We start from the raw sequence: 26,047 nt of genomic DNA, 5'->3' as shown, positions 1-26,047 counted from the left end.
CACCCGCCGAGAACTCGTCAACACGGTTTTGTACGGCGCCAGCGCAGGCGACGGGCGAGGAGTGTGCGATGCCGCGGGTCCGTGAGCTCAGTCCCTACGTCGAGCTGCACCGTGAGCAGTGGCGAGAGTTGCGCAGGTCGACTCCCCTGCCGCTGACCGCCGCGGAACTGCTGCGGCTGCGCGGTCTCGGTGAACAGGTCGACCTGGCCGAGGTCGCCGAGGTCTACCTCCCGCTCTCCCGGCTGATCAATCTCCAGGTCGCCGCCCGGCAGCGGTTGTACGAAGCCACCACCACGTTCCTCGGTGAAGACAGCCGGGGCACCAAGGTGCCGTACATCATCGGCATCGCCGGAAGCGTCGCCGTCGGCAAGTCGACCACCGCGCGCATCCTGCGCACACTGCTCGCCCGCTGGCCGGATCACCCCAGGGTCGACCTGGTCACCACCGACGGGTTTCTCTACCCGCGTACGGAACTCGTCCGGCGCGGGATCATGCACCGCAAGGGTTTCCCGGAAAGCTACGACCGGCGGGCGCTGCTGCGGTTCGTCACCGAGGTGAAGTCCGGTGCCGAACGGGTCAGCGCGCCGGTGTACTCGCACCTCGCCTACGACATCCTTCCCGACGAGGAACAGGTCGTTCAGCAGCCCGACATCCTGATCCTCGAAGGGCTGAACGTCCTCCAGCCCGGCCCCCGGCTGACCGTGTCCGATCTGTTCGACTTCTCGATCTACGTGGACGCGCCGACGACCGACATCGAACGCTGGTACATCGAGCGCTTCCTCAAGCTGCGGCACACGGCCTTCGCGGATCCCGCGTCGCACTTCCACCACTTCGCCGGCCTCCCGGACGACGAGGCCCGTGCCGAGGCGCGCCACCTGTGGCACACGATCAACGAGCCGAACCTGATGGAGAACATCAAGCCGACCCGGCCCCGGGCGACCCTCGTGCTCCGCAAGGACGCCGACCACACGATCAACCGGGTCCGGCTGCGCAAGCTCTGAGCGAGCACACCGCGTAACCGGACGCTCGCGGGTTTCCGGCTCCCCGCCGTTCCCTCACAAGCAGCAACCTTCGCACCACCTGCGAGGCAACGGTGCGTTCCCGTCGCGCACCGCTGTCGCCGAGCGGCTTTCCTCGGCCGATCGGCCGATCCACGCTCAGTACGTGTAACCGGTTGGCCGATACCGGCTACAGCCCCCCACGGCGACCCTTGTGTCAGGGGAACAAGAGGTCTCGAACAGACCTTGAGCAGGGAGGAGGCTCACGATGTTCTCGATCATCCTGACCTGGGTCGGCTCGATTCTCGGACTCGCACTCCTGGTGGCCATGGCGGCCGGCGCCTTCGTCGTCGACTTCGACGACGCCCGGGGGGACCGCCGCCGGAAGAAGCCCCAAGTCACCGAGACCAAGGGCTCCCCCGCGGCTCCGCTGAGCTGAGCCTCCGGCGCTCAGAGCTCGCCGAGCGCCTTCCGGTAGTCGTCGACGTCGTAGTCCATCTCGTGTTCGCCCGCTTCGGCGAGCTGAGCGGACAGCGCGTCGATGAGGCGATCGAAGATCTCCTCACGCTCCTGCCCGGTCTCGCTCAGCCGCCGCACGGCCTGCCAGACCTCGGCGGGCTCGTCGTCCCAGAGCTGGTCGACGATCGTGGTCTTGAGCGCGAGCCGCATCCTCGGCTCGCCGTCGAAGGTCTCCTCGGCCAGCGCCTCGTGGTACTCGGGGTGCTCGCCGATCACCAGCAGGCGGCGCTGTTCGGGGTCGGCGGGCTCCAGTTCCAGCTCTTCGTCGCCGATCTCCGCGTAGACCGTCGGGACGGCGAACATGCGGCGCGCCAGGGCGTCCGCGAGTTCCGCCGGGTCCTCGATCCCTTCCGAACCGTCGAAGTAGACGTCCAGCGCCGAATCCTCGTCCTGCGCGAACTCCTCCAGGAACTCGGTCGCGCTCTCCAGCAGCGCCACCCGCGCGGCCTCGGGGAGCCCGGCGCGGTCGGCGGCCCAGGTGACCCAGCCGAGCAGGGCGGGCTCCAGCGCGTCTTCGTAGGCCTCGTCGATCTCGAACTCGCCGTCCAGCAGCGACTCGAGGAACCGGGCGAGCTTCTCGGGACCGACCCGCAGCGGGCTGCCCGGCTCGGTCTCGCAGCCGTAGTCGACCAGCAGGCGCGCGTAGAACCGCGTCGCGTCCGTGTCCTCCACGAGCCCGGAGCCGATGAAGTCGGCGACGACCTCTTCGCGGACCTGCTCGGGCCATTCGGAGATCTCGGGCGACGGTTCCGGCGCGGGCATCGCCCGGATCCAGGCCAGCGCGAGCGCGTGGAACCGCGCGTAATCCTCGCTGACGTCGGGTTCTTCGACGACGTCCGTCGCGGCGAGGCCGTCCGCGAGCAGCTGGTGGGCGCGCTCGGGCAGGACCCGCTCCAGCGTCACCAGCTCCGGATCGTCGGCGGCCTGCTGGCGCATCTCGGCCAGCACGTCCTGCGGCTTGTCGACCACGACGACATCGCGGATCCGGCCGCCCTCGGTGAAGTCGACCAGCGCGAGCAGGCCGTGCTCGACACCGCCGCGGGTGAAGACGCAGAGCAGAGAGGACTCGTCACCGAAGACGTCGCCGGTGCGCCAGCAGTCCCCCACGGTCACCGCGGCGAGGTCTCCTACCCACTCCGGCTCCGGGATCCCGCGGCCCAGCACGGTGTTCAGCGCCGCCGCGGCCGCCTCGCGCTCTTCCTCGGTCTCGGCGAAGACCCGCAATCCGGCGAGCAGCGCGGCCGCGGCGGGGGTGATCTTCCGCTCGGCGAACGCGATGAGCTCCAGGCCCAGCGGCGTCTCGTCCTCTTCGACCTCGATCTCCCACCACTGGCCGAGCACCTCGGAGGTCAGCAGCTCGACGTCGAGCACCTCGGGTTCGGCGCCAAGGGTCGAGAAGTCCCGGAGGACGTCCTTGAAGAGGCCCGTCACACTCGGAGTGGAGGGCTGGGCTGCCTTCTTGCGGGCACGGCTGACCGGACTCATGGCGACATGTTTTCACGCGGACCCGATCGGGCTCGTCGCGGTGGTCCCGGGCGCGGAACACGGGTCCCGTCCGCGGGGAGGACGCGGGCGGAAACCGGTTACAGGACCACCGCGACTTCGACCTTCTTCGCCGGGTTTCCTCGGTTCACTCCGAATAACGACCGCCGACGGGCGCGGTTACGGTTTTGGGAATGGCGATTCTCGCCGCTTTGACCTCGGCGATCAGCCGGGTCTTGCGTTTGTGTATTTCCACCAATGTGCCGAGATACGAGCTGAATTCTTCAGCCATACCGGCCTTTTTGTGCACCGTGCGCAGTTTGCGCAGTTGCCGGGCCGCCTCGCGGTAGGAGTTCGGATCTTTCCGCGTGATCAATTCTTCGACATGGTCCCGATACACGGGAATGGTTTCGGCCGGATGGGCGACGGAACGCGCGTCCGCGAGTTCGACGCGCACCGGCAAAGAGGCTTCGAACCGCACTGCCGCCCGCCAGGCCTCGTCGGCGCGATCCTCGCCGAGCAACGCGCGGACGAGTTCGTCGGCGGCCTGGGTGCTTCCGGCGGCGAGTTCGCGCAGACGGGCCAGCGCGGTCTTCCGCTGCGTGACCCAGCGCCCCGCTTCCAGCGACTCCTCGCGGAGGGCGAGGTAGGTGACGGCCGTGGGATTCTCGTCGAATTCCTTGCGTGACAAGGGGACCGGCTCCGCTTCCGGCGGTGGCGGCTCTTCCTTCTTGTCGTGCGTGAGCGCCCGCGCCGCGTGCGCGATGGCCTCGCTGTGCCGCCCCGCCGCGCGCAGGACGCGCACGATCTTGAGGCTGACGTCCACCCGCGGCGGTTTGGCGGCGAGGATCGCGACGAGCGCGTCGACGTCGCCGGACGCCTCCGCCAGTTCCTCGCGCAACCGCTCGGCCGTCTCGCGTTTCGCACCGGACGGCTGCTCCGCCAGCACCTGGTCCACAGTGGACTGGATCCGCGCGATTCCCTTTTCCCCCAAGGCGGAAGCGAAGTCGGCCAGTTCGATGGCGGGCCAGCCGGGCCCGTCGAACTCGACTTCGAGGATCCAGGAGGCCAGACTCTCGGGGTCCGGCGGACGGGCCGCGCAGGCCCGCGCGTACAGCTCGACGGCCCGGTCCAGCCGGTCCGCGACCTCGCCCGAGGTGTCGTCGATCTGCTCCAGCATCTCGCTGATGTCGTCCACGGTCCGGCGGGCGAGCGGTGCGAGATCGGCCCGGCTGCCGGCGTCGAGAAGCCGCTGAAGCGTGTCGAGGACGGAGCCGACCTTCGCGGCGTACTCGACGTTGTTCGCCAGCACGGCGGTGTCGAGAAGACGGTGCGCCTCGGCGACGTCACTCCCCTGGGTGGCGAAACGGTTCTCCAGAGCCCGCCGTAACTCAGGGTCACGCTCGGCCTGGGCGTGCAGCAGGTCCGCCAGCGTTTCCGCGTCCAAAGTACGCAGGTAGGGGCGCAGATCCGTCGGGGAACTCACCCGGACAAGTCTGCCCGACCGCTTCGCCGACTCGTGTGGGCCAACAGCGTGCTCTTTTCGGCGTAATCACTCACCAGGTGTGACCAGGTCAGCGGCGCCGCGTCGAGCCGGGAAGGGCAGCGGATGATCGGGATCGGGAGCCGGTCGGCGAGCCGCATGACGATCGCCATCACCACCACCGCGAGCAGCGAAATCGCCGCGGCGGCGGCGAGGGCGCCGCTCAGCACCCGGCGTCCGCCGTCGATCGCGAGCTGCGCCGAGTACTCGATCTGGCGCGCGGCGAGATCGCCGAGGGTCCGGCCGACGACGCCGGCCGCCGCGCGCCAGGCGTCCTGGCCGACGGGTGGCGGCGTGGCCGCGCTCAACGCGGTTTCGACCGCGCCGAACCGGCTCCAATCCACGCTCGCGACGAGATCGCGGTAGGTCCGGCGGCTACTTTCCGTCAGCTTTCCGGCGACGGCGTCGAGCCTGGACCGGTAGGCGCCCACGGCCGCGGCGTAGTCGCGCCGCCCCTCGTCGTCGATCCCGGCGACCGCGAGGGAATCGCTGCGGTCCATGCCTTCGACGGCGGTGAGCAGCTCGACGGCGATCGTCTGCTGATAGCCGACTTCGGCGTCCGGGGCGGCCCGCGCGATCTCGCGCAACGAGGAAAGCGAAGTGTCGATGCGATCGGCGTACGCGGTGTACGTGGCGGAACGACTGCCCGGCGCCCGCAGCGCGACCGCCCGCTCACGCTGCAACGCCGCGATCCCCCGGCTCGCCTCGGCCATGACGACCGCCCCGCCCTCGGCGTCGTCACGGTCCTGGATGGCCTGCTGGACGAGGAATCCGCCGATGAACAACGCGACGAGGACCAAGGCCGCGCTCGGCACGAACGCGATGGAGAGCATGCGAGCGCGAAGGCTTCGCTGGTACGTCAAGACTTTCCTTCCGGATCGGTTCCCCGACGCCCAGCGACGTTAGGCAAGTTGCAAATTGCACGTCAACGCTCGTCCGCCATACGGCCGTTAGCGCACCGTGACGATCTGGTAGGCACGGCACGTGACTCTCGACGACCTCAACCAGCGCCTCCGCGACTTCGCCGCGGCACGGGCCTGGGAACCGTTCCACACCCCGAAGAACCTGGTCATGGCGCTGTCCGGCGAAGTCGGCGAGCTGACTTCGCTGTTCCAATGGCTCACCCCGGAGGAATCGGCGAAGTGGCGCTCCGACCCCGAGCTGGCGCACAACGTCGTCGACGAGATCGCCGACGTCACGCTGTACCTCCTCCAGCTGGCGAACAGCCTCGGGGTGGACCTGATCGAGGCGGCCAACGCCAAGATCGATCGGAACGAGCACCGGTTCCCGGCGCCCGATTAGCCGCCTTTCGGGTCTTGTGGGCCGTTCGGCCGACCGGAAACACTGTGCCGACGTCCCTGGAGGTGGCCCTTGTCGCGTTCGGCTCGCACCGTGTTCCTGGCCCTGATGCTGTCACTGAGCGCGGTCGCCGCGCCGGCGTACGCGGCACCACCGCCGACGTCGCCGCATCGCGATCCCGGCAACGGACCGGAACGCAACGAGGTCGCCGCGACCGACCAGCCGATGAGCGTCGCGCGGGCCGCGGCGGGCGAGAACGTCGCGGGTGACCATTCGGGGTATCCGCGCAAGACGAAGCTGCGCGTGTATCCGGAGAACACGGCCGACAAGTCGATCAAACTCGGGCTCGCGCCGTATCACGCGATCGCGCCGAAACTGAACGCGTTGCAGGCGCGCAGTGACCGGATCTCGGTCGAGATCGCCGGGCAGTCCGGGCTCGGCCGCGACCTCTACCTGGTGACGCTGACCGCGCCGGAGAGCCGGTCCGAGACGCGACGGCAGGACGCTTGGCGGTCGCTGATCGAGAACGATCCGGCGCGGGCCGCGCGCGACCCGTTCCTGCGCCACGGTTACAAGGCGCCGGTGTGGATCAACAACAACATCCACGGCAACGAATGGGAAGGCACCGACGGCGCGCTCCGCGTCATCGAGAAGCTGGCGACGTCGAACGATCCCAAGACCGTCGAACTGCTGAAGCGGAACCGCTTCTATTTCAACGTCACGGCCAACCCGGACGGCCGCGTCGCCGGCACGCGGCAGACGTCGCAGGGCTTCGACCCCAACCGCGACTTCGTCACCGCGTCGCAGCCCGAAGTGCGGGCCATGCGCGGGATCGCGATCGGCAAGCAGCCGCTGATGATGCTGGACGAACACGGCTACGTCGCGAACACGCTCATCGAGCCGACCACGCCGCCGCACGGCCAGAACTACGACTTCGACCTCTACATCAAGCACGGCTACGCCAACGGGCTCGGCATGGAGCAGGCGGTCAAGGCGCTCGGGCGCCCCGAGACGGCGAAGCCCGAGATCCCGTTCCGCGACTACGACCCCGGCAGCTGGGACGGCTGGGCGCCGATCTACACCGCCCAGTACGCGATGTACCACGGCGCGGTGTCCTTCACGATCGAAATCCCGATGCGGGTGAACAACGCGGACTACGAAAACCAGCCGGTGACGGAGCTCCAGCGGCGCGCGGTGATCAACACCGAGGTCGTCGAGGCCACCATCGGCAGCACGCTGGACTACGTCGACCGCAACCGCGGCGAGCTCATCGCGAACCAGATCGAGATGTTCCGCCGCGGCACGGCCGGTGAAGCGCAGCGCGAGATCCCCGACGGATACGTGCCCGGCTTTGGACCCGAAGACCGCTACCGCACCGAATTCCCGCGCGCGTACGTCATCCCCGCCGGGGACGGCCAGCGTTCGCCCGTCGCCGCTTCCCGGCTGGTCGACCATCTGGTGGCCAACGACGTCCGGGTGCGGCAGGCCGATCGGCCGTTCTCGCTGGCGGGACGCCGCTACCCGGCCGGTTCGTACCTGGTCGACATGCACCAGCCGAAACGCGGGCTGGCGAACGTGATGCTGGAGCAGGGCAGCGACATCTCGGCGAAGGTGCCGGTCATGTACGACATCTCCGGCTGGAGCCATCGCCTGCTCTGGGGCGCGTCGGTCGACATCGTGAAGCAGGGCAAGCTCGACGTCCGTGCGCACGACGTCGTCGCGGCCTCGCCGACCGGGGGCGTCGACGCCGCGCCCGGCCGGGATCTCGCGCTGAAGCTGGTCGACGCCAAGGACGTCAGCGCGGTCAACGACCTGCTGAACCGAGGCCTCGCCCTCGGCCGTACGGACGACGGCACGATCGTCGTCCCCGCGTCGGCCCGCCCGGCCGCCGCGGAAGTGGCGGACCGCTACGGCGTCCGGTTCACCGAGGCACGCGGGACGGCGACCCCGTTGAGCCGCAAGACGATCGCGGCGGCCGTCGGGGCGGACGAGCTGAAAGCACTGCGGGACATGGGCTTCGACGTGCGACCGGTGTCGGCGGCGGTGCTCAACGCGGGCTTCGACTGGTCACGGGTGGACCTGCTGTTCGTCTCCTCCGGGCTTCGCTACACCGACCTCACTCCGGCCGCGAAGGACGGTTTGCGTGCCTTCCTCGCCCGCGGCGGCGTGGTCACCCGCGGTGCCACGGGCGCGCGGTTCAACACGGACGTGGGACTTCTCGAAGCACGTCCGGTGGCGGGTTGGGAGGACGGGAACGGCGTCGTCTCGGTCGTCAACGGGACCGGCCCGGTGGGTGCCGGCGCCCTGCCGGACTCGTTCGTCTACGGGCCGTTCTGGTTCACCGATCTCGGCTCCTCGGTCACCGTCGAGCAGCGCTACGCGAGCGGGAATCCCCTGGTCGCGGGGCATTGGCGGACACGGGACGACGGGACCGGCGGGCCGCTGCAGGCGGCGGGCCAGGCCGCCGTCGTGTCCGGGACCACCGGGCTCGGCGGGCGGGCGGTGCTGTTCGGCACCGAACCGCTGTTCCGTGATCACCCGAAGGGCTTGTACTCGCAGGTGGCCAAGGCGATTTACTGGGCGGCCCCGAAGTAACGTGGGGGTATGCCGATCCAGGTGCTGCTCATCGACGACCACGAGGTGGTGCGGCGCGGTCTGCGTGACCTCCTCACCGACGAGCCCGACATCGAGGTCGTCGCCGAAGCGAGCGGCGTCGACGAGGCCCTCGCCGTGGCGATGCACGTCGAGCCGGACGTCGCCGTGGTCGACGTGCGGCTCGGCGACGGCGACGGCATCGCGCTCTGCCGCGAGCTGCGCTCGAAGCCGAACCCGCCGCAGTGCCTGATGCTGACCGCGTTCGACGACGAGGAGGCCATGGTCGGCGCGATCATGGCGGGCGCGGCCGGGTACCTGCTGAAACAGGTCCGCGGCCAGGACGTCGTCAACGCGGTCCGCGAGGTCGCGGCCGGCCGGTCGCTGCTCGATCCGCTGTCGACGGCGCGGGTGCTCGACAAGCTGCGGCATCCGCCCGAGGACGAACTCGGCTCCCTCACCGAACGCGAGCGCGAGGTGCTGGACCTGATCGGGCAGGGCATGTCCAACCGCGAGATCGCCGAGCGCCTGTTCCTCGCCGAGAAGACGGTGAAGAACTACGTGACGTCCGTCCTCGCGAAGCTGGGCATGCAGCGCCGCACGCAGGCCGCGGCGTGGATCGCGCGCCGGGACAGGTAGTGCGCGAAAAAAGTACCCCCCCCCCGTCGTTTTGGGCGAAGGTCCCGGTCGATCCCGAATTCGACCAGTGGCTCACCGTGCGGTTCTCCCATCGCGTCCTGGTCGTCGTCCGCACCGTCACCACCCTGACCCGGCTGCTCGACGTCGTGTCGCTGCTGAAGGACGATCCGCGGGTCCAGATCGTGTTCACCCACAACGAGCGCGAGCCGGCGATCCTGTCCTCCGGGGTCGGCGAGTTCCTCGCCTCATTGGACGCGAAGGTCATCTCCTGGGAGCAGGCCGTCGAAACCCGGTTCGACCTGGCGATCGCGGCCAGCGAGAACGATGAACTCCACCGGCTGGACGCGCCCGTCCTGCTCGTGCCGCACGGCATCGGACACCAGAAGCACTACCCGCACCAGCCGGTCATTTCCGGGCTGAACCCGGCCCGGTTGGTCCGGGACGGTCACGTCGTCCCCAGCCGGATCGGCCTTTCGCACAGTAACCAGCTGCGGTACATCCGGCGGAATTGTCCCCAGGCCGAACCGCACGCCGTCGTGGTCGGGGACCCCTGTCACGACCGGATGCTCGCCAGTCTCAACCGCGCGGCCCGCTACCGGCGCCTGCTCGACGTCCGTGACCGCAGGCATGTCGTGCTGGCCTCCACCTGGGGGCCCGATTCCCTGCTGGGCACCGATCCGGGCCTGCCGGCACGGCTGCTCACCGAGCTTCCGGTCGACGAGTACAAGTTCAGCCTCATCGCGCATCCGGGCGCTTGGGCCGCGCACAGTCCCTGGCAGATCCGCGCGTGGCTGTCGCGGGCGCTGCGAGCAGGGCTCGCCGTGATCCCGCCCCAACGTGGCTGGCAGGCGACCGTCGTGTCCGCGGATTGCCTGATCTCGGACGGCGGCTCCATCGCGCTGTATGCGGCCGCCGCGAAGATCCCGGTGCTGATCGGCAGCCGGGAACCCGCCACCGTGGTGCCGGACTCCCCGCTCGCGGAGCTGCTGGCCAAAGCCCCGCGGCTCGACCAGGAACGCGATCTGCGCGAACAGGTCGACCAAGCGTGCGCCGCGGGACCGCTCACCGAGGTCGCGGCGCAGGCGGTCGAGTTCTCCGGCAAATGCGCGGAGCTTCTCCGTCCCGTCCTCTACGAACTGATGCGGCTCACGGAGCCGGACACCCGGGCGGTCTTCCTTCCCGTTCCCGATCCGGCACCTGACGTCACGGAGCCCGCGACGTTCTCGGTCGAGGTCCGGCGGCACACGGATCATCTGACGGTCTCCCGGTTTCCCGCCGAACAGGCCGGGCGATCCGGCTCCCTCGATCGCCATGTCGTCGCCCACGAGGAATTGTCCACTTTGGACGAACTCGAAGGTGCCGCCGTGGTCTACTGCGAATTCACCGGCGAAGACGCCGAATTCGACGGCTGGGCAAGGGAAATCACCCGTCGCCGTCCCGATGCCACGCTCGTCGCCGGGATCGGCGTGGACCGGTGCCTGCTGTGGAGCACCGGGGAACCGGTCGTCGAACTCACCACGCGAGGTGAGCCGCTGGCCGCGATTTCCGCCTATTACTGGCGTCGAGAACGAAATCTCCCGGCGACCGGATCGTTCCGCGTGCGCGAGGGCCACCACACCCGGAACGTCGTCGTCTCGCTGCTCACCGATTGAGTGGCGCCTCGGTGTAGATCTTGGCGTGCACCGCGTCGGCGCGCGGATGCTTGACCGCTTGCAATCGCTGCCAGACACCGGACCAGTACTCGCGTGCCGTCTTGAAGTCTCCGCAGGACCAAGCGGCGTCCCCGAGTGCCTCGGCGATCTCCAGTTCGTACTGATCGCTCCCCGTGGGAACCATCATGCGCCACACTTCCGGCACCAGGTCGAGCGCCCGCCGCGCGGCGTCCGCCGTCCCCGATCGGCTCAGTGCCTTCGCCCGCACGAGCCACACCTGGGCGAGGTCACGTTTGTTCTCCGGGTCCGTGTTCGCCTCGGCTTCTTCCACCAGCTGGAACGCTCCGGCGAGATCGCCGAGCAGCACCTGGACGTTGGCGAGCATCCTCGCGTGCAGTCCTTGTCCTCGGAACGGAAGTCCGCCCAAAGTCCGGCTGATCTTCAGCGCCTCGAAGAAGCACGCCGACGCTTCGTTGTACTGGCCTCGTTCTCGGTGGAAGAGCCCGCGGAACTCCCAAAGCGACGCCCGCAGCTGCCGATTCGTTTCGGTCTCGGGTGACTCGAGCCGTCGCAGCAGCTCTCCCAGCTTGCCGAACTCCGCCTCCGCCCGCGGAAACTCCTGGAGCAACGAGTACAGCCGTGCCTGCTGCGCGATGGTCCTCAACTGGAGCGGAACGTCGCCGAGGGCTTCCGCGCTCGCCATCCCCCATTTGTTGATCTCCGCGAGCTCACGCAGGTGTCCCCGGTGCAATCCGACGATTTCCAGGGCGCCGCAGAGCTGCGTCAACTCGCGATGCAGCCCGGCGTCGTGGGCCGGTTTCGCCAGCGCGCGATACGTCGGGATTTCGGCGACCAGCAGGTCGATCGCGTCCTGTCCAGGGGCGAGGTCCAAGGGGCGGGTGTCCTCCGGCAGCGTCTGGTCGTACAGCCTCAGCCGCCGGTCACCCATCTTCCAGTGATCCGCCTGCACCGCCCGGGTGCGGTGGAAGCGCACGAGCCGCGGGAATCCCTCGCCATCCGGCTCGTGACCCGCGCGAGTGAGCGCCTGCCTCGCCTGTTTGGTCAGCCGAAGCCGCTTGCCGGGCTCCTCGGTCACGAAGAAGACGGACTGGAGATGCACCAGCCCGTCGAGGACCTCGAACGGTTCGCAACCGGCGACGGCCGCTGCCGCCTCATAGGTGAAGCTCGGTCCGGGGATCTCGCTCAGTGCCCGGCAAAGATCCTGTTCACGCCGCGGGAGCCCGGCGAGCACCCGGTCGAAGGCGGCACTCACGGGCCCGAGGGCGCGCCCGCCGCGCAGTTCCTCCGCGAGGAGCTTGAGCGGCCGGGCCGCCAGCGCCGCCCGCTGCCTCGCCGCGATCGCGGCGGCGACCACCGTCGCCGGAAAACGGTCACATTCGACGAGGACGTCGAGCGCGCTCTCCGGATCGGCGGCGAGCAGATCGGTCCCCGCGATCGCTTCGAAGAGCATCCGGTCCGCTCCCTCTTCGAGCCTGCTGAGGGGTACGTGCCGGGGATACTGCGTCACGAGCTCGTCGGACGTGCCTTCCGTCAGCGCCAGCACCAGGCTCATCGGCGCCGGAGGCACCAACGCCTGAAGATCGTGGACGCTTTCGACCGAGTCGAAGACCAACAGCAGGCGCAACGGGCCGAGCACATCGTTGTACTGGGTCTTCAGTTCCCCGGCACCCGACGTGATGAGTTTCGGCTCCACTCCCAACGCCTGGAGTACGGCCTCCCGCACCTGGCTGATCCTCAACGGCGCGCCCGGGCCGTCGCGGTGATCTCCGAGGTCGACGAGCAGCGCGCCATCGGGATACGCGCCGCCGGAGCGCATCCCGTAGTGCTCGGCGAGCGTCGTCTTGCCGACTCCGGACGGACCCGAGAGCACCACGACACCTGTGCCACCCAGCTGAGCCTGAGCGCCGACGCGGTCGAACAGGTTCGGCGACCGAGGAACGATGCGCGGCCGGTCGTGACTCATCGCGAGCATGCTTCCGACCAGCTCGCGCAATTCCCCCGCCACGGCGGGATCTTCTGCGGCCAGGCGGCGCACGGCGGCCTCCAGGGCGGCCGGATCGGAACGCAGGCGTTTCTCGTCCCGCCGCCCCGAAAGCTTTTTCCAGAGGTATTCGGCGACCTTGCCCCCACCGGTGAACACCAGCGCGACTGTCTGTTTGACGAGCTCCGCCTGAAACGGATCGGTCACCTGTAAACCCCCTCACAGCTGTATCCGACACGCTAGCAGCGCGGATCATGCACGTCACTCACCGTGAACCCGCTCAGGGATGCACGGTGTCCCGCTGATCCGGGATGACCGTGCCGTCGTCGCGCAGCACCGGACCGTGTGTGCCGTCGGCGTTTTCATACGCCGTCGTCGAGCACGGATAAGTGCGGCTCAGCGCCGGGAAGGGCTCGATGAACATCGGGTTCACCGCCCATTTCCCGTCCGCGTTGTCGTAGGCGCGGCACATCAGCTCGTCCTTGTTGCGGTTGAGCGTGACGCGGACTCCGGTGGCGTCGCGCAGCATCGTGACGTCGGTGGTCGCGTCGCCGCCGGCGAGCACCTGCCGCTTGTCCGCCGGAGCCGGTTCCATCGCCTTCGCGCCGCGGATGCCGAGGATGCGTTCGTTGATGTAGCACCGCTTGCCGTCGATGTAGGTCATGATCTCGTCGGCGCCGTCGGCGTGCCCGCCGCAGCCTTCGAGGTGTCCGTTGATCCGGCCGTTCGTGGTCTGCGAGTAGATCCCGAGCGTGCGGCTCGGCGGGATGCCGACGGCGGAACCCCAGACGTCCGCGAATTCCTTGGGTGAGGCGGAAACGACCCAGGTCGAGAAGCCCGCTTTGTTCAGCGTCGCGATCAGGTCCTTGATCTCCGGGTAGTACCGGATCCACGCGACCTGGGTGCTCGAACCGACCTTCTGGGTCGCCCCGACCGGCGCCAGCAGCGCCGCGGCCCTGGCCTGCCGGGCGATCGCGCGGACCTCGTCCGGACGGTATCCGGCGTTGATCTGCGCGACCCAGGCGTAGGCCGCCTCCATGTACCGCCGGTTGTTGCCCGCGAAGACCTCTTCGCCGGTGGTCGTCTTCGCACTCTTCCGCACTGACAGGAGCTCATCGGCGCAGGCGATGTTCTTGCTGGTGGGAAGCGGTTTCCCGGCCGGGGTGGCGGTACCGCACGCCTTGCTCAGCGCGTTCGCGCCGGCGTCGGTCATGTAGCGGCTGGTCGTGCGCCAGTCCTGGTCACGCGGCTGGAGGACCTTGTCGTGCCGGATCATCCAGAAGACGGTCTGGTCGGAGATGTCGTTCTTGATGACCGTGTTGTCCCAATCGAAGACGGCGACCGGCCGCTCGCCGTGCTTCTTACCGCAGATGACCTGCTGGATCTTCGTGGCGTTGTCGCCGTACCAGTGGTCGGCCAACCGCAGCTGCGGACAAGGTGACGCGGTCGAGGCGGTCGCCGCGCCGGGCACGGCCACCGGTACGACCGCCACGGCGGCGGCAAGGGCCACGGCTCGCAGGAACCTCGGCATGTCATCTCCCCACATGGTCTTCGACTGTCCGGGGAGATCCTGTCATTTCCCGGCGAGGGTGACGACCTGCCGGTTGTGGAAGTAGTCGTCCTCACGCAGCACGGTGACGCTGCCGGGTGAACCGCGGAAGTCGACGTAGCCGGCCGATTCGAGCGGCATCCGGATCCACGCGGCGATCACGAAGGTGAGCGCGCCACCGTGCGTGACGACGATCTGGTGCTCGCAGGCGCTTTCCAGGATCGACTTCATGGCCGCGTAGACCCTCGCCGCCATCGCGCCTTTCGTTTCGGCGCCGGGGATTCCTTCGTCGTGTCCCAGCCGCTCGCCGACGGCGGGCGGCGGGACGAACCGGCTGTCCAGCCACGCCTGCGGTTTGCCGCCGGCTTCCCCGTACGACTTCTCGCGCAGCCGCCGGTCCAGGACCGGGGTCACGCCGAGCCGTTCGCCGATCAGTTCCGCGGTGCGCGCGGTGCGGCGCAGATCCGAGGCGTAGAGCTCCACCTCGTCCGGCACCTTCGCGCGCAGCGACTCGGCGATGGCGACGGCCGCGCGTTCACCCTCGGGCGTGAGTTCGGCGTCGTACCACCCGCCCACCAGGCGATCGACGTGGTGGGTGGCCTCCGGATGCGTGACGACGTGGACGGTGCGCATCCGGAGAATCTAAACGCGCGTCAGTTTCGCGAAGGCGACGACGTTGTCGAGATAGTTGCCGGTCGAGGAGTCGAAATCCCCGCCGCAGGTGATCAGCCGCAGTTCAGGCCCGATGGTGTCGCCGTAGACCTTCTCCGTCGGGAAGGACGCCTTCGGATGCCGCTCGACGGCGTACACGGTGAACACCGCGGTGCTCCCGTCCTCGCGATGCACGAGTGCCTCGTCGCCTGCCTTCAGTTCCTTGAGCCGGACGAAAACGCCGGGGACCTTCTTGTAGTCGACGTGCCCGGCGAGGACGGCGGGCCCGATCTCGCCCGGCGCCGGGCCACCGGTGAACCAGCCGGTGGTGATCGCGTCGTGCGGCACCTGCAGGGTGCCGTCACCGGCCAGGCCGAGGTCGACGATCTCGCCGGTGCGGACGCCGATCGCCGGGATCTCGAGCCTCGCCGGTTTCGCGGGCACCAGCGGAGGCGCCTCCGCGACGGAAGACACCGAGGAAGGCGGCGCCGGCGAGGCGACCTTGCCCGGCGGAGGGACGGCGCACGCGGTCAGCGCGGCCGCGAGCACCACCCCGATGAGCGTGCCGACGACCAGCGGAAACGGCCACCGTCGCCAGGAAGGCCGGATCATCGCTCCGCACGCCGCCGAAGGACGAGGGACGCGCCCGCGACCGACACGGTCAGCAAGGCGGTGCCGGTCAGCGCGACCGCGGCGACCTCCAGGAACCCGCCGTTGCTCTCGACGGCCTCGCCGCCACCGGTCGCCACGCCACCGACGGGTTTGACCTTCACCTGGCCGGATTTCGCGGGTTCGCCGAACCGGGATTCGCAGGCGTACCCGTCGTGATCGGCGTCGAGTTTGTGCGGGTCTCGCGGGTTCTTCTTGAGCTCGGCCTGCGCGTCGGCTTGCGAAGGGAAGTCGGCGCAATCCTTGTCGGTGGATCGCGGCGCCCGCGTTTCCGTGGTGATCGACGGAAGGGCCGGCGTACTCGTCACGGTCGGCGGAGTTCCTCTTTTGGGAAGCTTTTCGCAAGCGATTCCGTCACCGTCTTCGTCCAGGCGATGCGGATCGGAGCGATCTTTGTCGAGCACGGCCTGCGCGTCTTCCTGATACTTGAAGTCACCGCAGTCCAGATCGGCGATCGCGGGCGCCTCTGCCAGCGCGAAAGCGACGGAAGCGGGGCCGAACAAGGAGAATCCGGCAAGGATGGCGGCCGTGCCGAGGGCGCGACGAACCGAGGACATGGGGAGTCCTTTCGCTGGGAATCCGCGCTCGGGGCGCGTTCGATGCACATAGAGTCGCGTTCAGACCCCAGCTGTTACGGATTAATCGGAAACGCGAACCGTTAATTTCACCCGGTTCAGTCGAGCGGAACGTCAAAAGCGACCAAAGTCCCCAGACTCGGGGAGGAATTGATCGAAAAGCGCCCGCCCGACGTCGTCGCGCGTTCGGCGAGATGACGCAGACCGCGTTTGGCGACCCCCTGCGGGACACCGGATCCGTTGTCCCGCACGCGGAGTTTGACGCCTTCCGCGTCGCGGCTGAGCGTCACGCGGGTCTCGCTCGCCCCGGAGTGTCTGACCACATTGGACAGTGCCTCGCGCAGGGCGGCGCGGATGTGGTCCGCCTGTTCGGCGGGGATGTCGGCGAGCTCTCCCGACAGTTCGAGGGTCGGCGGATAGCCGAGCAGCTCGCCCGCGATGCGCACTTCGCCCCGCGCGGACTCGGCGAGGTCGGTCGCGGTGACGGTCTCGTTCGCGGGTTCCGGGCTGCGCAGGGCGCGCACGGTGCCGCGGATCTCTTCGATGGTCTGGTCGAGCTGGTCGATCGCCTCGGACAGCCGCGCGCCGTCGGCCTGCGCGAAGCGTTTCCGCATGTTCTTGCGGACGCGGTCGAGCTGCATCCCGGCGCCGTAGAGGCGCTGCACGATGACGTCGTGCAGTTCGCGCGCGATGCGTTCGCGCTCCTGGTAGAGCGTCACGCGGTGCCGGGCGTTGGCGCCCTCCGCGAGCGCGAGCACCACGCCGGCCTGCGCGGCGAACGCGGTGAGCACCTCGACCGTGCTGGCGGAGAACGGTTCCCCGCCGTGACGGCGGTACACGGTGAGCGCTCCGAGAACACGTCCGCCCGCGCCGAACGCCGAAGCGGCGAACGGCCCGAAGCCCTGCAGCTCCGGCGGCACGAACGGCGCCGTGCGGGGATCGACGGTGAAGTCCTCGCTGACCACCGGCTCCCCACCGCGCGCGACCTGGCCCGCCGCGGAATCGGCGGAAAAGGCCAGCCCTCGCAGGCCTTGGGTGGTGGCCCCGTGCGCGGCCTCGGCGACCACCTGGCCGTCGTCCGCGCGCACCATGACGAGACCGAGGTCGGCCTCGGCCAGTTCGACGGCGCGGGCGACCACGGTCTCCAGCACGTCACCCGGGTCGTCACCGGACAGGGCGGTGCCGGTGATCTCGGTGGCGGCGGACAGTGCGCGCGCGGCAAGCGTGGGATCCATGAGCGCTATCGACATTAGTCGGCCCCGGCCAGTGCGCGCGCTGTGACTCGGCCCTCTCGGACCTCCAGGATCACGTCCGCTTCTTCGGCTTCGGCGGCGTGGTGCGTGACGTGGACGACGGTTTTCCCAGCGAGCGCCTCGCCGAGCCGTTCGCGGACGGTGCGCGCGGTCGGCTCGTCGAGATGGGCGGTGGGCTCGTCGAGCAGGACGAGGTCGGCCTGCTCGGCGCCGAGTACGGCCCGCGCCAGCGCGACCCGCTGTGCCTGCCCGCCCGAAAGGCCGGCGCCGGCGCTGTCCAGCATCGTGGTGAGCTCGACGTCTTCGAGAGCGGCTTCGTACAACGCTTTTCGCAGGTCGGCCTCGGACGCCGTCGGTTTGGCGAGGCGCAGGTTCTCGGCGACCGTGGTCGAGACGAGCATCGGTTCCTGGGGTGCCCAGGCGACGCTCTCGGGAGCGGCGACGTCGCCCTTGCTCGGCTGGAGGAAACCGAGCAGGGCCGCGACGAGCGTCGACTTCCCGGCGCCGCTCGGGCCGACGACGGCGACGTGCGTGCCGGGCGCGATGTCGAGGTCGACGCCGGTGAGGACCGGGTGCTCGGTGCCGGGCCAGCCGAGGTCGGCGTTCCGGATCCGCACCCCGCCGGTGTCAGGAAAGGGGCGTTCCTGACGTTTTTCGTCCTGAACGGCCCTTTCCTGACACTCGGCGAGGCGCAGACGGGCCTGGCGCAGGGTGTCCCAGTGCTGCGCGGCCGGCGGAAGAAGGGAGAGGACCTCCGCCAGCGCGAGCGGCACCAGGGCGACCACGGGCGCGAGCACCGGGTTCAGCGCGCCGGCGGCGACGGCGCTCACGGCGAACCCGGTGCTCACGACGGTGGCGGCCCCTGTCGCCAGGATGATCAGAGCGTCGGCCGCGCCCGCGCCGAAGGCCTGTCGGCGCGCTTCGGCGGTCAGGGCGGCGTCGGTCGTGGCGATCCGTCGACGACGCTCTTTGTCGACTCCGTACGCGATCAGTTCGGCGGCGGCCTCGAACAGGCTCAGCACCTGCGCCGACACCGAACGCCGTCCGGCGGCCAGCGCACTGGTCGCGCGGCGTTCCGCCCGGAGCGCGAGCAGCGGCGCGAACGCGCTCACCAGCACGGCCGCCGCCAGCGCGAGCCCGGCTTCGGGCAGCACAGCGGCTTGGACCGCGACCGCGCCGACGGCCACCAGCGCGACCACGATCAGCGGGGTGATCACGCGCGGGAGCAGGTCACGCACGGTATCGGTGTCGCCGACCAGCCGACGCTGCTCTTCACCCGCCCGAAGCGCCCGAGCCGGTCCGATCCGCACCAGCGACTCCCACAACCGGACGCGCAGGCTTCCGGCGATCCGGAACGCGGCGTCGTGTGTGACCAGCCGTTCGAGGTAACGCAGCCCGGCGCGGCCGAGGCCGAACGTCCGCACGCCGACGATCATCACCGTCAGCGTCAGGATCGGCGGCTGTTGCGACGCCTTGGCGATCAGCCAGCCCGAAAGCGCGGTCAGCGCGACCCCGGCGAGCAGCGCGGCGGCGCCGAGCAACGCGCCACCGAAGAACCTGGGGTGCAGCAGTGCACGCCAAGGCAACGGCCGGACTTGCCGGGTTTCCTCGGTGGTTCCGATTTCGCCGCCCATCGTGGTCGACATGTCGACACCGGAGCCGCGTTCGTGGGCGGCGATGATCGCGGCGGCACCGCCGTCGACGGCCTGGCGAACGGCGGCCATGACACGCGCGGCGTTGACCTCGTCGAGGTGCGCGGTGGGTTCGTCGAGCAGCAGCAGCCATGCGCCCGACCGGATCCGCACCAGGGCCCGCGCCACCGCGACCCGCTGGCGTTGTCCCTGCGACAGCTTCGAAACCGGCCGGTCGGCGAGCCCCGTGAGCCCGAGTTCGCCGAGGATGTCCTCCGCCCCGACCTCGTCGAGAACCGTGCCTCCGCCGAACACCGGCGACTGCGGCACCCAGGCGACGCTTTCACGCCATCTCGTCAGATCGGCGTCGGCGAGGTCGGTGCCACCGACGGTGATCGTTCCGTCGTGTGCCTGCACGAAACCGAGCAGCGTGGCGAGCGTCGTCGACTTGCCTCCGCCACTGGGCGCGCGGAGCCAGGTGATCTCGCCGGGCCGGACGCCGAACGTCTCACCGTCGGGAGCGAATCCGCCGCGCCTGGCGACACGCAGGCCGCCGACGTGGATCTCACCCTTGGCCGGTGTCTCGGAACCGTTGGGCGGCAGGGGTTCCGCGAGGACGTCCGCGACCCGGCGCACGGCCTCGACGCCGTCCTCGCTGGCGTGGAAGGCCGCGCCGACCGCGCGCAGTGGCTGGTAACACTCCGGAACCAGGATCAGCACGCCGAGCCCGATGGCCAGCGACAGTTCGCCGGAGACGAGCCGGACCCCGATGACGACCGCGACCAGCGCGACCGAGAGCGTCGCGATCAGTTCGAGCGCGAACGCCGACGCGAACGCGACCTTCAACGTCTTGAGCGTGGTGCGGCGATGGCGTTCGGAGATCTTCCGGACCGTCTCGGCCTGCGCCCCGGCGCGGCGGAACGCGCTGAGGATCGGCAGGGCGCGGACGAGTTCCAGCAGATGCCCGGACAGCCGTTGTTCGGCGTCGGCGGCTTCGGCGACCCGTTCGGCGGTGTGCTTGCCGATCAGGATGGCGAACAGCGGCACCAGCGGCACGGTGATCACGACGAGCAGGGCCGACGGCCAGTCGGCGAACAGGATCGCGACGCCGGCGGCGAGCGGCACGATCGCGGCGGTCACCAGGGCAGGGAGGTACTGGGTGAAGTAGGCGTCGAGCGCGTCGAGTCCCTTGGTGGTCAACGACGTCAGCTCGCCGTGACCGCGGCGAGCGATCCATTCCGGACCGAGTTTCAAGGCGTGGTCGAGGGCTTTGGCGCGCAACTCCTCCTTCGCGCGGGCGGCCGCGCGAACGGAAACGATCCGCACCGCCCAGCCGGTCAACGCGCGCCCTGCGACGAGCGCGAGCAGCACGGCCAGCTGGACGGTGCGGTCCCCCGGTGTTCCGCGGACGACCGCGGAGAGGACGTCGGCCAGCAGGAACGCCTGTCCCACCAGCAGAAGCGCGTTGACGAAGGAGAGGACTCCACTGAGGATCAACGCCCGGCGCGCCGCACTCGAAAGCGGAGCCAGCGCGCCGAGCGGACCCTTCCCCGGTCGCGCTGGGTCCATTGTGGACTCCGTGGCGGAAAGGGTGTCGCGGCCGGGAAGTTCGGTCATGGTGCGTGCACCGGTGGGATGTGCCGGGTGCCGATGCGCTTGCGGAACACCCAGTACGTCCAGCCCTGGTAGATCAGGACGGCCGGGGCGCCGAACAGGGCGACCCAGGTCATCACGGTCAGGGTGTACGGGCTCGATGCCTCACCCGCGATCGTCAGCGTATTGGCGGCGTCCAAAGTGGACGGCAGGACGTTCGGGTACAGCGCGACGAAGATCGCGACCGCCGAGGCCCCGATGACCCCGCCGAGCGCGGCGAACGCCTGGCCTTCGCGGCCCATGCGGATCTTGAACCACGCGAGCACCGCGGCGACGACCGCGACGCCGATGAGGAACAGCGTCCACAGGTCACCCGAGCGCAGCTGCACGACGATGAGGAACGCGAGCAACGGCAGGAGGGCGACCGGAAGCAGGCGGGTGGCGAGGTTCCGCGCGCGGTGCCGGAGGTCGCCTTCGGTTTTGAGGGCGAGGAACGCGGCGCCGTGGACCAGCGAGAACCCGACGACCGCGATCGCGCCGAGCAGCGTTTCGAGGCTGAGGGCGGCGAACGGGCCGCCGACCCGGTTGCCGTCGGCGTCGAGCGGGAGGCCGAGGACGGTGGTGGCGAGCAGCAGGCCGACGCCGAACGGCGGGACCCACGAGCCGATGCCGATGACGCGGTCCCAATTGCGGCGCCAGCGGTCGGAATCGACCTTGCCGCGGTACTCGAACGCGACGCCGCGGCCGATGAGGGCGAGCAGGACCATCAGGAGCGGGAGGTACGCGGCCGAGAACAGCGACGCGTACCAGCCGGGGAACGCGGCGAACATCGCGCCGCCGGCGACGATCAGCCAGACCTCGTTGCCGTCCCAGACCGGGCCGATCGTGTTGACCATGACGCGGCGCTCGGTGTTGTCCTTCGCGAGGACCGGCATGAGCATGCCGACGCCGAAGTCGAAACCTTCGAGGAAGAGGTAGCCGAGCCAGAACAGGGCGATGACGCAGAACCAGATCGTTTCGAGGGTCATCGGGTGCTCACTTTCCTGGCTTCCGGGGGCTGAAGGACGCTTTGCCCGCCCGGCCCGGTCGCGTGCCTTGTCGACGCCGTGCGGCATGTCGCGAAAGCCACTTTCGGGACGCTGGATGTCGCGAAAGTGGCTTTCACGACGCTCCCCATCCCCCGATCGCCCTGAGTTATCCACAACCGCGCAAGTTGTCCACAGATCGGCTGTGGGTAACCCGCCTGAGCGATACCCCCGATACGCTGGGTGCGGGGCCGTCCCCCGGGAAGGGCGGGGGGCTGGGTACGTGAGGTCAAGAGGCGATCAGTAGGCGAAGGCCAGCGCGTCGTCATCGCCGTCACCGCCTTCCGAGTCGCTGTTCTTGCTGGTCGAGGCCGGTTTCTTGGGTGGCATGACGGCGTCGACGCCGCCGCGGACGTACTTGCGCATCAGGTAGACCTCGACGACGCCGAGCACCGCGTAGACGGTCGTCAGAGCGATCAGCGAAGTCCACACCTCGCCTGTGGACAACTTCGAGACCGCCTGCGCGGTGAACATCCACACCCCGTCGACACCGGTCGGATTCGGCACCACCACGAACGGCTGACGGCCCATCTCGGTGAAGATCCACCCGGCGCTGTTGCCGATGAACGGCGTCGCGATCCCGCCGAGCACGAGCCACGGGAACCAGCGTTGCCCGGGGATCCGGCCACGCCGGGTCAGCCACAGCGCGAGCACCCCGATCCCGGCCGAGATCGCGCCGAAGCCGATCATCGCGCGGAAGCCCCAGTAGGTCACCGGAAGGCTGGGCACGTAGTCGATCGGCTTGCCCGCGAGCGAGCCGAGCTGCGGGTCGTCCGGGTAGTTCGTGCCGTACTTCGCCTGGTACTCGGTGATCAGGTTCTCCACGCCCTTGACCTCGGTCGAGAAGTCGTTGTGCGCCAGGAACGAGAGCAACGCGGGCACGGTGAAGGTCTTGACGTCCTCGCAGTTCGCGTTCCGCACGTCGCCGATCGCGATGATCGAGAAGCTCGCCGGTTTCTCCGTATGGCACAACGCTTCCGCCGAGGCCATCTTCATCGGCTGCTGCTCGAACATCAGCTTGCCCTGCACGTCGCCGGTGATCGCCAGCACCGCGAACGCCACCACACCGGTCCAGCCGCCGAGACGCAACGACGAACGCCACACCGCGCGGTGCTCGTCGTCCTCCGAACGCTTGCGCCACAGCCGCCAGCCGGCCACACCGACCAGGAACGCCGCCGCCACCGAGAACGCGCCCGCGAGCGTGTGCGGGATCGCGGCCAGCGCGGTGTTGTTCGTCAGCACCGCCCAGATCGAGTTCATCGTCGGCTTCCCGTCGACGAACTCGACCCCGACCGGGTGCTGCATCCACGAGTTCGCCGCCAGGATGAAGTACGCGGACGCCACGGTCGCCAGCGAATACGCCCACGCGCACGCCAGGTGGACCTTCTTCGGCAGCTTGTCCCAGCCGAAGATCCACAGCCCCAGGAAGGTCGACTCGACGAAGAACGCGACGAGCCCTTCCATCGCCAGCGGCGCGCCGAACACGTCGCCGACGAACCGCGAGTACGCGCTCCAGTTCATCCCGAACTGGAACTCCTGCACGATGCCGGTGACCACACCCATCGCGAAGTTGACCAGCAGGAGCTTCCCCCAGAACTTGGTCATCTTCAGATAGCGCACGTCACCCGTGCGGACCCACGCCGTCTGCATCCCGGCGACCAGGACCGAAAGCCCGATGGTCAGCGGGACCATCAGGAAGTGATAAACGGTGGTTATGCCGAACTGCCACCGAGCGAGATCGAGAACCTCCACGCCTCAAGCCTGCTCAACGCCCGATGAGCCCGCCAGTTCAAGTGGTCCCGATCTCGCCGGGACGTAGGTCCCGCGCCCTGGTCAGCCGAGGCTCGCGAGCGTGAGACGCGCCTCATCGGCGACCTGCCGCCGCAGGCCCGTGTCCCCCAGCGTCAGCACGTGGGCCAGCGCCAACGCGTACGCCGTGTCGAAAGCGTCCTCGACATCGACGGCGATGTCGGGCTGGACGCCGACGCCTTCCCAGTTGGTTCCCGTGACCGGGTTCACGGCCCGTCCACCCGGGACGGTGACATCCAGATGGGTGTCCACTTTGTACTGCTTCCGCGGATTCGCCCCGCCGCCGGTGACCGCGCCCACCGTCTTCGCCCGCCCCAGTTGCTGCAGCGAGTAGCTCAGATCCTCGGCACCGGAGAACGTCGTCGGCCCGGTGAGCACCCACACCGGCTTGTCCGGGCCGAACTTGCGCCCCGGCACGTACGGCTGCGTCCAGAACTGGTTGGTCACGTCGCCGTCGCGCAGATAGATGCTGTTGAAATGGACGGGCTCGCCGACCAGGTAGCTGATCAGCAGCGCGACCGCGGACGGGTCGCCGCCCCGGTTCTCCCGGACGTCGATGAGCAGCGCGTCGGTGGTGGCGAGCAGCGTCATCGCCGCGGCGAGGGCCTCGCCCGCGATGTCCGGCCCGTAGAACAGCTTGGTCTCCAGGTAGCCGACGTTCCCGGCGAGCCGCCGCACCGACGCGATGCCGTGGCAGTTCAGCTCCGCCTCACGCCGGAATTCCTCGGGATCGTACGACTCACCGTCGACCTCGGGCAGCGGGTCGACGTGGTACCGCAGCCGCAGATGTTTGTCCCCGTTGACCGACTGCAGGTCTCCGGTGACCGCGGCGGCGAACGCCTGATCGTCGAGCCCCGCGTACGCGCCGTCACTCAGCCTCGCCCGTAGCAACACCGTCAGCTTCTCGGCGACATCGGGGAACACGTAGTGGTCCTGCAGGCGCCTGCACACGTCTTCGATCCGCGCTCTCTCGTCCATGCCCGGCGACGCTACCAGCGAAGCCTGAAAAAAGAATTCGGTTTGCCGAAAACTCAATTCCGCCCGGCCGAGGAATACAATTCGCCCGCACATGCCGACCGATTCGGAAAAGCCATCAGCTTGCCTTTTTCTGAATCGCCCCTTTATCGTTGCAGTGAAAGGGGTGAAGAACCATCATGTCTAGCTCGATGCTGGCGCTGATCAGCGCATTCGGCCTGGTACTGGCCGTGGAGCTACCGGACAAGACCCTCGTCGCCACTTTGGTTCTCACCACTCGTTTTCGCGCGTGGCCGGTATTCGTCGGCGTCACCGCCGCATTCGCCGTGCAATCCGCGATCGCGGCCACGTTCGGCAGTGTCCTCACTTTGCTGCCGGAGGCGCTGGTGACCGCGATCGTCGCCGCGATGTTCGGTGTCGGCGCGTACATGCTCCTTCGCGAAGGGTTCAGTCCCGCCAAGGACGGCGGAGAGGACGCCTCGCGTTCCGGTCCCGGCCCCGCGACCTTCCTCCGCTCCGCGCTGACGTCGTTCGGCGTGCTCTTCGCCGCCGAGTGGGGCGACGCGTCCCAGCTCGCGACGGCCAGCCTCACGGCCCGCTTCGGCAACCCGTTCGCGGTCGGCCTCGGCTCCTTCTGCGCGCTGATCGCCGTCGCCGGTCTGGCCGTCTTCATCGGCGCGAAGGTCCGTAGCCGGATCCGCCCCAAGCTCATCCAGCGCGTCGCGGGCTTCGTCTTCGCCGGTTTCTCGCTGTTCGCGCTGGCCCAGCTCGCCTTCTGAGGCGCACGGGGTTTTCACAGGTTCGCCGGGTAACCTTTCGGGAACGAAAAGGTGAACACCCGCCCCGACGTGCCTGGAGAAACCGGTCGTGACCTCGCCGAAGACACTCGCAGTCTCCCCTGTGCACGGCAGGCTCGCGGTCTTCGGCATGGCCGTCGCCGTCGCCATCTCGATCGACCTGCACCTGAGGCTCTCCAGCCAGGTCAGCCCGATCTGGCAGACGCTGTCGGAGTACGTCTACGGCTACCTCTCGCCCGGTTCGACGGCGGCCCCGTTGTTCGGCGCGATGTGCCTGGCGCTGGGGTTCGGTTCGCTCGCGCTGCTCGGCGGCATCGCGAAGGCGCACCGCAAGGGCTACGAGTCCGTTCTGGTCCTGCTCGGTGTCTGGTGCGCCGGGCTGTTCGTCCTCGCCCTCGTGCCCGTCGACCCCGAGGGCCAGGCCCGGTCCCTGGCAGGCCAGATCCACAACTACGCCGCGCTGGCGGCCTTCCTCGCGCTGCCGGCCGCCGCCTGGGTGCTGACCCGCCCGGGCCGAGCGCGCTGCCCGTGGGAGCCGCGCCGCACGACGATCCGGCGGCTTTCGGTGGCCAGCTTCGCCGCGGTGGTGATCGTGCTCGGCGGCTTCGTCTGGACGATGCTCACCGGCCCGTCGCATCAGGAGGTCACGCTCGGCCTGTTCGAGCGGCTGCTGTTCGCGGTCGACCTCACGCTGCTGGCGACGATGGTGCGCCCGCTGCTCAGCCACCGCTGAC

Annotated in this window: 21 protein-coding genes; 8 read left to right on the top strand and 13 right to left on the bottom strand. The window is 69.2% G+C overall.

Going from position 1 to position 26,047, the window contains the following annotated elements:
• Nucleotides 1-68 precede the first annotated feature (68 nt).
• Together coaA and AB8M46_RS12500 are read left to right on the top strand one after the other, a co-directional pair.
• Nucleotides 69-1,001: a type I pantothenate kinase gene (gene coaA / locus AB8M46_RS12505; RefSeq protein WP_037333580.1), complete on the top strand. Its 933-nt coding sequence runs from the start codon at nt 69-71 to the stop codon at nt 999-1,001.
• A gap of 265 nt (nt 1,002-1,266) precedes the next feature.
• Nucleotides 1,267-1,437, top strand: a complete 171-nt coding sequence (locus tag AB8M46_RS12500; protein ID WP_162836885.1) for a hypothetical protein — start codon at nt 1,267-1,269, stop codon at nt 1,435-1,437.
• 11 nt (nt 1,438-1,448) lie between these two features.
• Here the strand turns inward: AB8M46_RS12500 and AB8M46_RS12495 are convergent, their stop codons facing one another.
• From AB8M46_RS12495 to AB8M46_RS12485, 3 genes are all read right to left on the bottom strand, one after another.
• Entirely contained in the window at nt 1,449-3,002 is a 1,554-nt protein-coding gene (locus tag AB8M46_RS12495; RefSeq protein ID WP_037333583.1) for a DUF1841 family protein, read from the bottom strand.
• Nucleotides 3,003-3,147: 145 nt separating this feature from the next.
• Entirely contained in the window at nt 3,148-4,485 is a 1,338-nt protein-coding gene (locus tag AB8M46_RS12490) for a DUF6880 family protein (protein ID WP_394360334.1), read from the bottom strand.
• Nucleotides 4,482-5,405 (bottom strand): nitrate- and nitrite sensing domain-containing protein, encoded by a 924-nt coding sequence (locus AB8M46_RS12485; RefSeq protein WP_394360333.1) that lies wholly within the window; start codon nt 5,403-5,405, stop codon nt 4,482-4,484. The genes AB8M46_RS12490 and AB8M46_RS12485 overlap by 4 nt, the downstream gene beginning before the upstream one ends.
• A 121-nt stretch (nt 5,406-5,526) precedes the next feature.
• Between AB8M46_RS12485 and AB8M46_RS12480 the strand changes: the two genes are divergently transcribed.
• The 4 genes from AB8M46_RS12480 (at nt 5,527) to AB8M46_RS12465 (ending at nt 10,724) form a co-directional block, all read left to right on the top strand.
• Nucleotides 5,527-5,844, top strand: a complete 318-nt coding sequence (locus tag AB8M46_RS12480; RefSeq protein WP_007030556.1) for a nucleotide pyrophosphohydrolase — start codon at nt 5,527-5,529, stop codon at nt 5,842-5,844.
• Nucleotides 5,845-5,913: 69 nt separating this feature from the next.
• Nucleotides 5,914-8,436 (top strand): M14 family zinc carboxypeptidase, encoded by a 2,523-nt coding sequence (locus AB8M46_RS12475; RefSeq protein WP_394360332.1) that lies wholly within the window; start codon nt 5,914-5,916, stop codon nt 8,434-8,436.
• 9 nt (nt 8,437-8,445) lie between these two features.
• Nucleotides 8,446-9,072 (top strand): response regulator transcription factor, encoded by a 627-nt coding sequence (locus AB8M46_RS12470; RefSeq protein ID WP_016330621.1) that lies wholly within the window; start codon nt 8,446-8,448, stop codon nt 9,070-9,072.
• Between the two features lie 77 nt (nt 9,073-9,149).
• On the top strand, nt 9,150-10,724 hold the full coding sequence (locus AB8M46_RS12465; protein WP_394360331.1) for a hypothetical protein: 1,575 nt from the start codon (nt 9,150-9,152) through the stop codon (nt 10,722-10,724).
• On the opposite strand, the gene AB8M46_RS12460 is transcribed toward AB8M46_RS12465, so the two are convergent.
• From AB8M46_RS12460 to AB8M46_RS12415, 10 genes are all read right to left on the bottom strand, one after another.
• A complete protein-coding gene (locus tag AB8M46_RS12460; protein ID WP_394360330.1) occupies nt 10,714-12,933 on the bottom strand; it encodes a hypothetical protein in 2,220 nt (739 codons plus the stop codon). The genes AB8M46_RS12465 and AB8M46_RS12460 overlap by 11 nt on opposite strands.
• Before the next feature lie 73 nt (nt 12,934-13,006).
• Entirely contained in the window at nt 13,007-14,257 is a 1,251-nt protein-coding gene (locus AB8M46_RS12455) for a haloacid dehalogenase-like hydrolase (RefSeq protein ID WP_394360329.1), read from the bottom strand.
• 42 nt (nt 14,258-14,299) lie between these two features.
• Nucleotides 14,300-14,908: a histidine phosphatase family protein gene (locus AB8M46_RS12450; protein ID WP_394360328.1), complete on the bottom strand. Its 609-nt coding sequence runs from the start codon at nt 14,906-14,908 to the stop codon at nt 14,300-14,302.
• Nucleotides 14,909-14,917: 9 nt separating this feature from the next.
• Nucleotides 14,918-15,538: a class F sortase gene (locus tag AB8M46_RS12445; RefSeq protein ID WP_394360327.1), complete on the bottom strand. Its 621-nt coding sequence runs from the start codon at nt 15,536-15,538 to the stop codon at nt 14,918-14,920.
• A complete protein-coding gene (locus tag AB8M46_RS12440) occupies nt 15,535-16,152 on the bottom strand; it encodes an excalibur calcium-binding domain-containing protein (RefSeq protein WP_394360326.1) in 618 nt (205 codons plus the stop codon). The genes AB8M46_RS12445 and AB8M46_RS12440 overlap by 4 nt, the downstream gene beginning before the upstream one ends.
• Nucleotides 16,153-16,268: 116 nt before the next feature.
• A complete protein-coding gene (locus AB8M46_RS12435) occupies nt 16,269-17,405 on the bottom strand; it encodes a GAF domain-containing sensor histidine kinase (protein WP_037336058.1) in 1,137 nt (378 codons plus the stop codon).
• 14 nt (nt 17,406-17,419) lie between these two features.
• A complete protein-coding gene (gene cydC, locus AB8M46_RS12430; RefSeq protein ID WP_394360325.1) occupies nt 17,420-20,671 on the bottom strand; it encodes a thiol reductant ABC exporter subunit CydC in 3,252 nt (1,083 codons plus the stop codon).
• Nucleotides 20,668-21,675, bottom strand: a complete 1,008-nt coding sequence (gene cydB / locus AB8M46_RS12425; RefSeq protein ID WP_394360324.1) for a cytochrome d ubiquinol oxidase subunit II — start codon at nt 21,673-21,675, stop codon at nt 20,668-20,670. Before cydB ends, cydC begins: the two co-directional genes overlap by 4 nt.
• A 297-nt stretch (nt 21,676-21,972) precedes the next feature.
• Nucleotides 21,973-23,484 carry a cytochrome ubiquinol oxidase subunit I gene (locus AB8M46_RS12420; protein WP_394360323.1) on the bottom strand — a complete coding sequence of 504 codons (1,512 nt, stop codon included), beginning with the start codon at nt 23,482-23,484 and terminating at the stop codon, nt 21,973-21,975.
• An 81-nt stretch (nt 23,485-23,565) separates the two neighbouring features.
• Entirely contained in the window at nt 23,566-24,519 is a 954-nt protein-coding gene (locus tag AB8M46_RS12415; RefSeq protein WP_394360322.1) for a S41 family peptidase, read from the bottom strand.
• A 188-nt stretch (nt 24,520-24,707) separates the two neighbouring features.
• Between AB8M46_RS12415 and AB8M46_RS12410 the strand changes: the two genes are divergently transcribed.
• On the top strand, nt 24,708-25,295 hold the full coding sequence (locus tag AB8M46_RS12410; protein ID WP_037333627.1) for a TMEM165/GDT1 family protein: 588 nt from the start codon (nt 24,708-24,710) through the stop codon (nt 25,293-25,295).
• A gap of 88 nt (nt 25,296-25,383) precedes the next feature.
• Nucleotides 25,384-26,046, top strand: coding sequence for a DUF998 domain-containing protein (locus AB8M46_RS12405; protein ID WP_016330608.1), 663 nt, complete (start codon nt 25,384-25,386; stop codon nt 26,044-26,046).
• The last annotated feature ends 1 nt before the right edge of the window (nt 26,047 follow it).

The organism is Amycolatopsis sp. SB7-3 (assembly GCF_041021335.1).
Lineage (GTDB): Bacteria > Actinomycetota > Actinomycetes > Mycobacteriales > Pseudonocardiaceae > Amycolatopsis > Amycolatopsis japonica.
The sequence above is the reverse complement of the archived record's forward strand: the minus strand, read 5'-3'. Positions and strand labels throughout refer to the sequence as shown.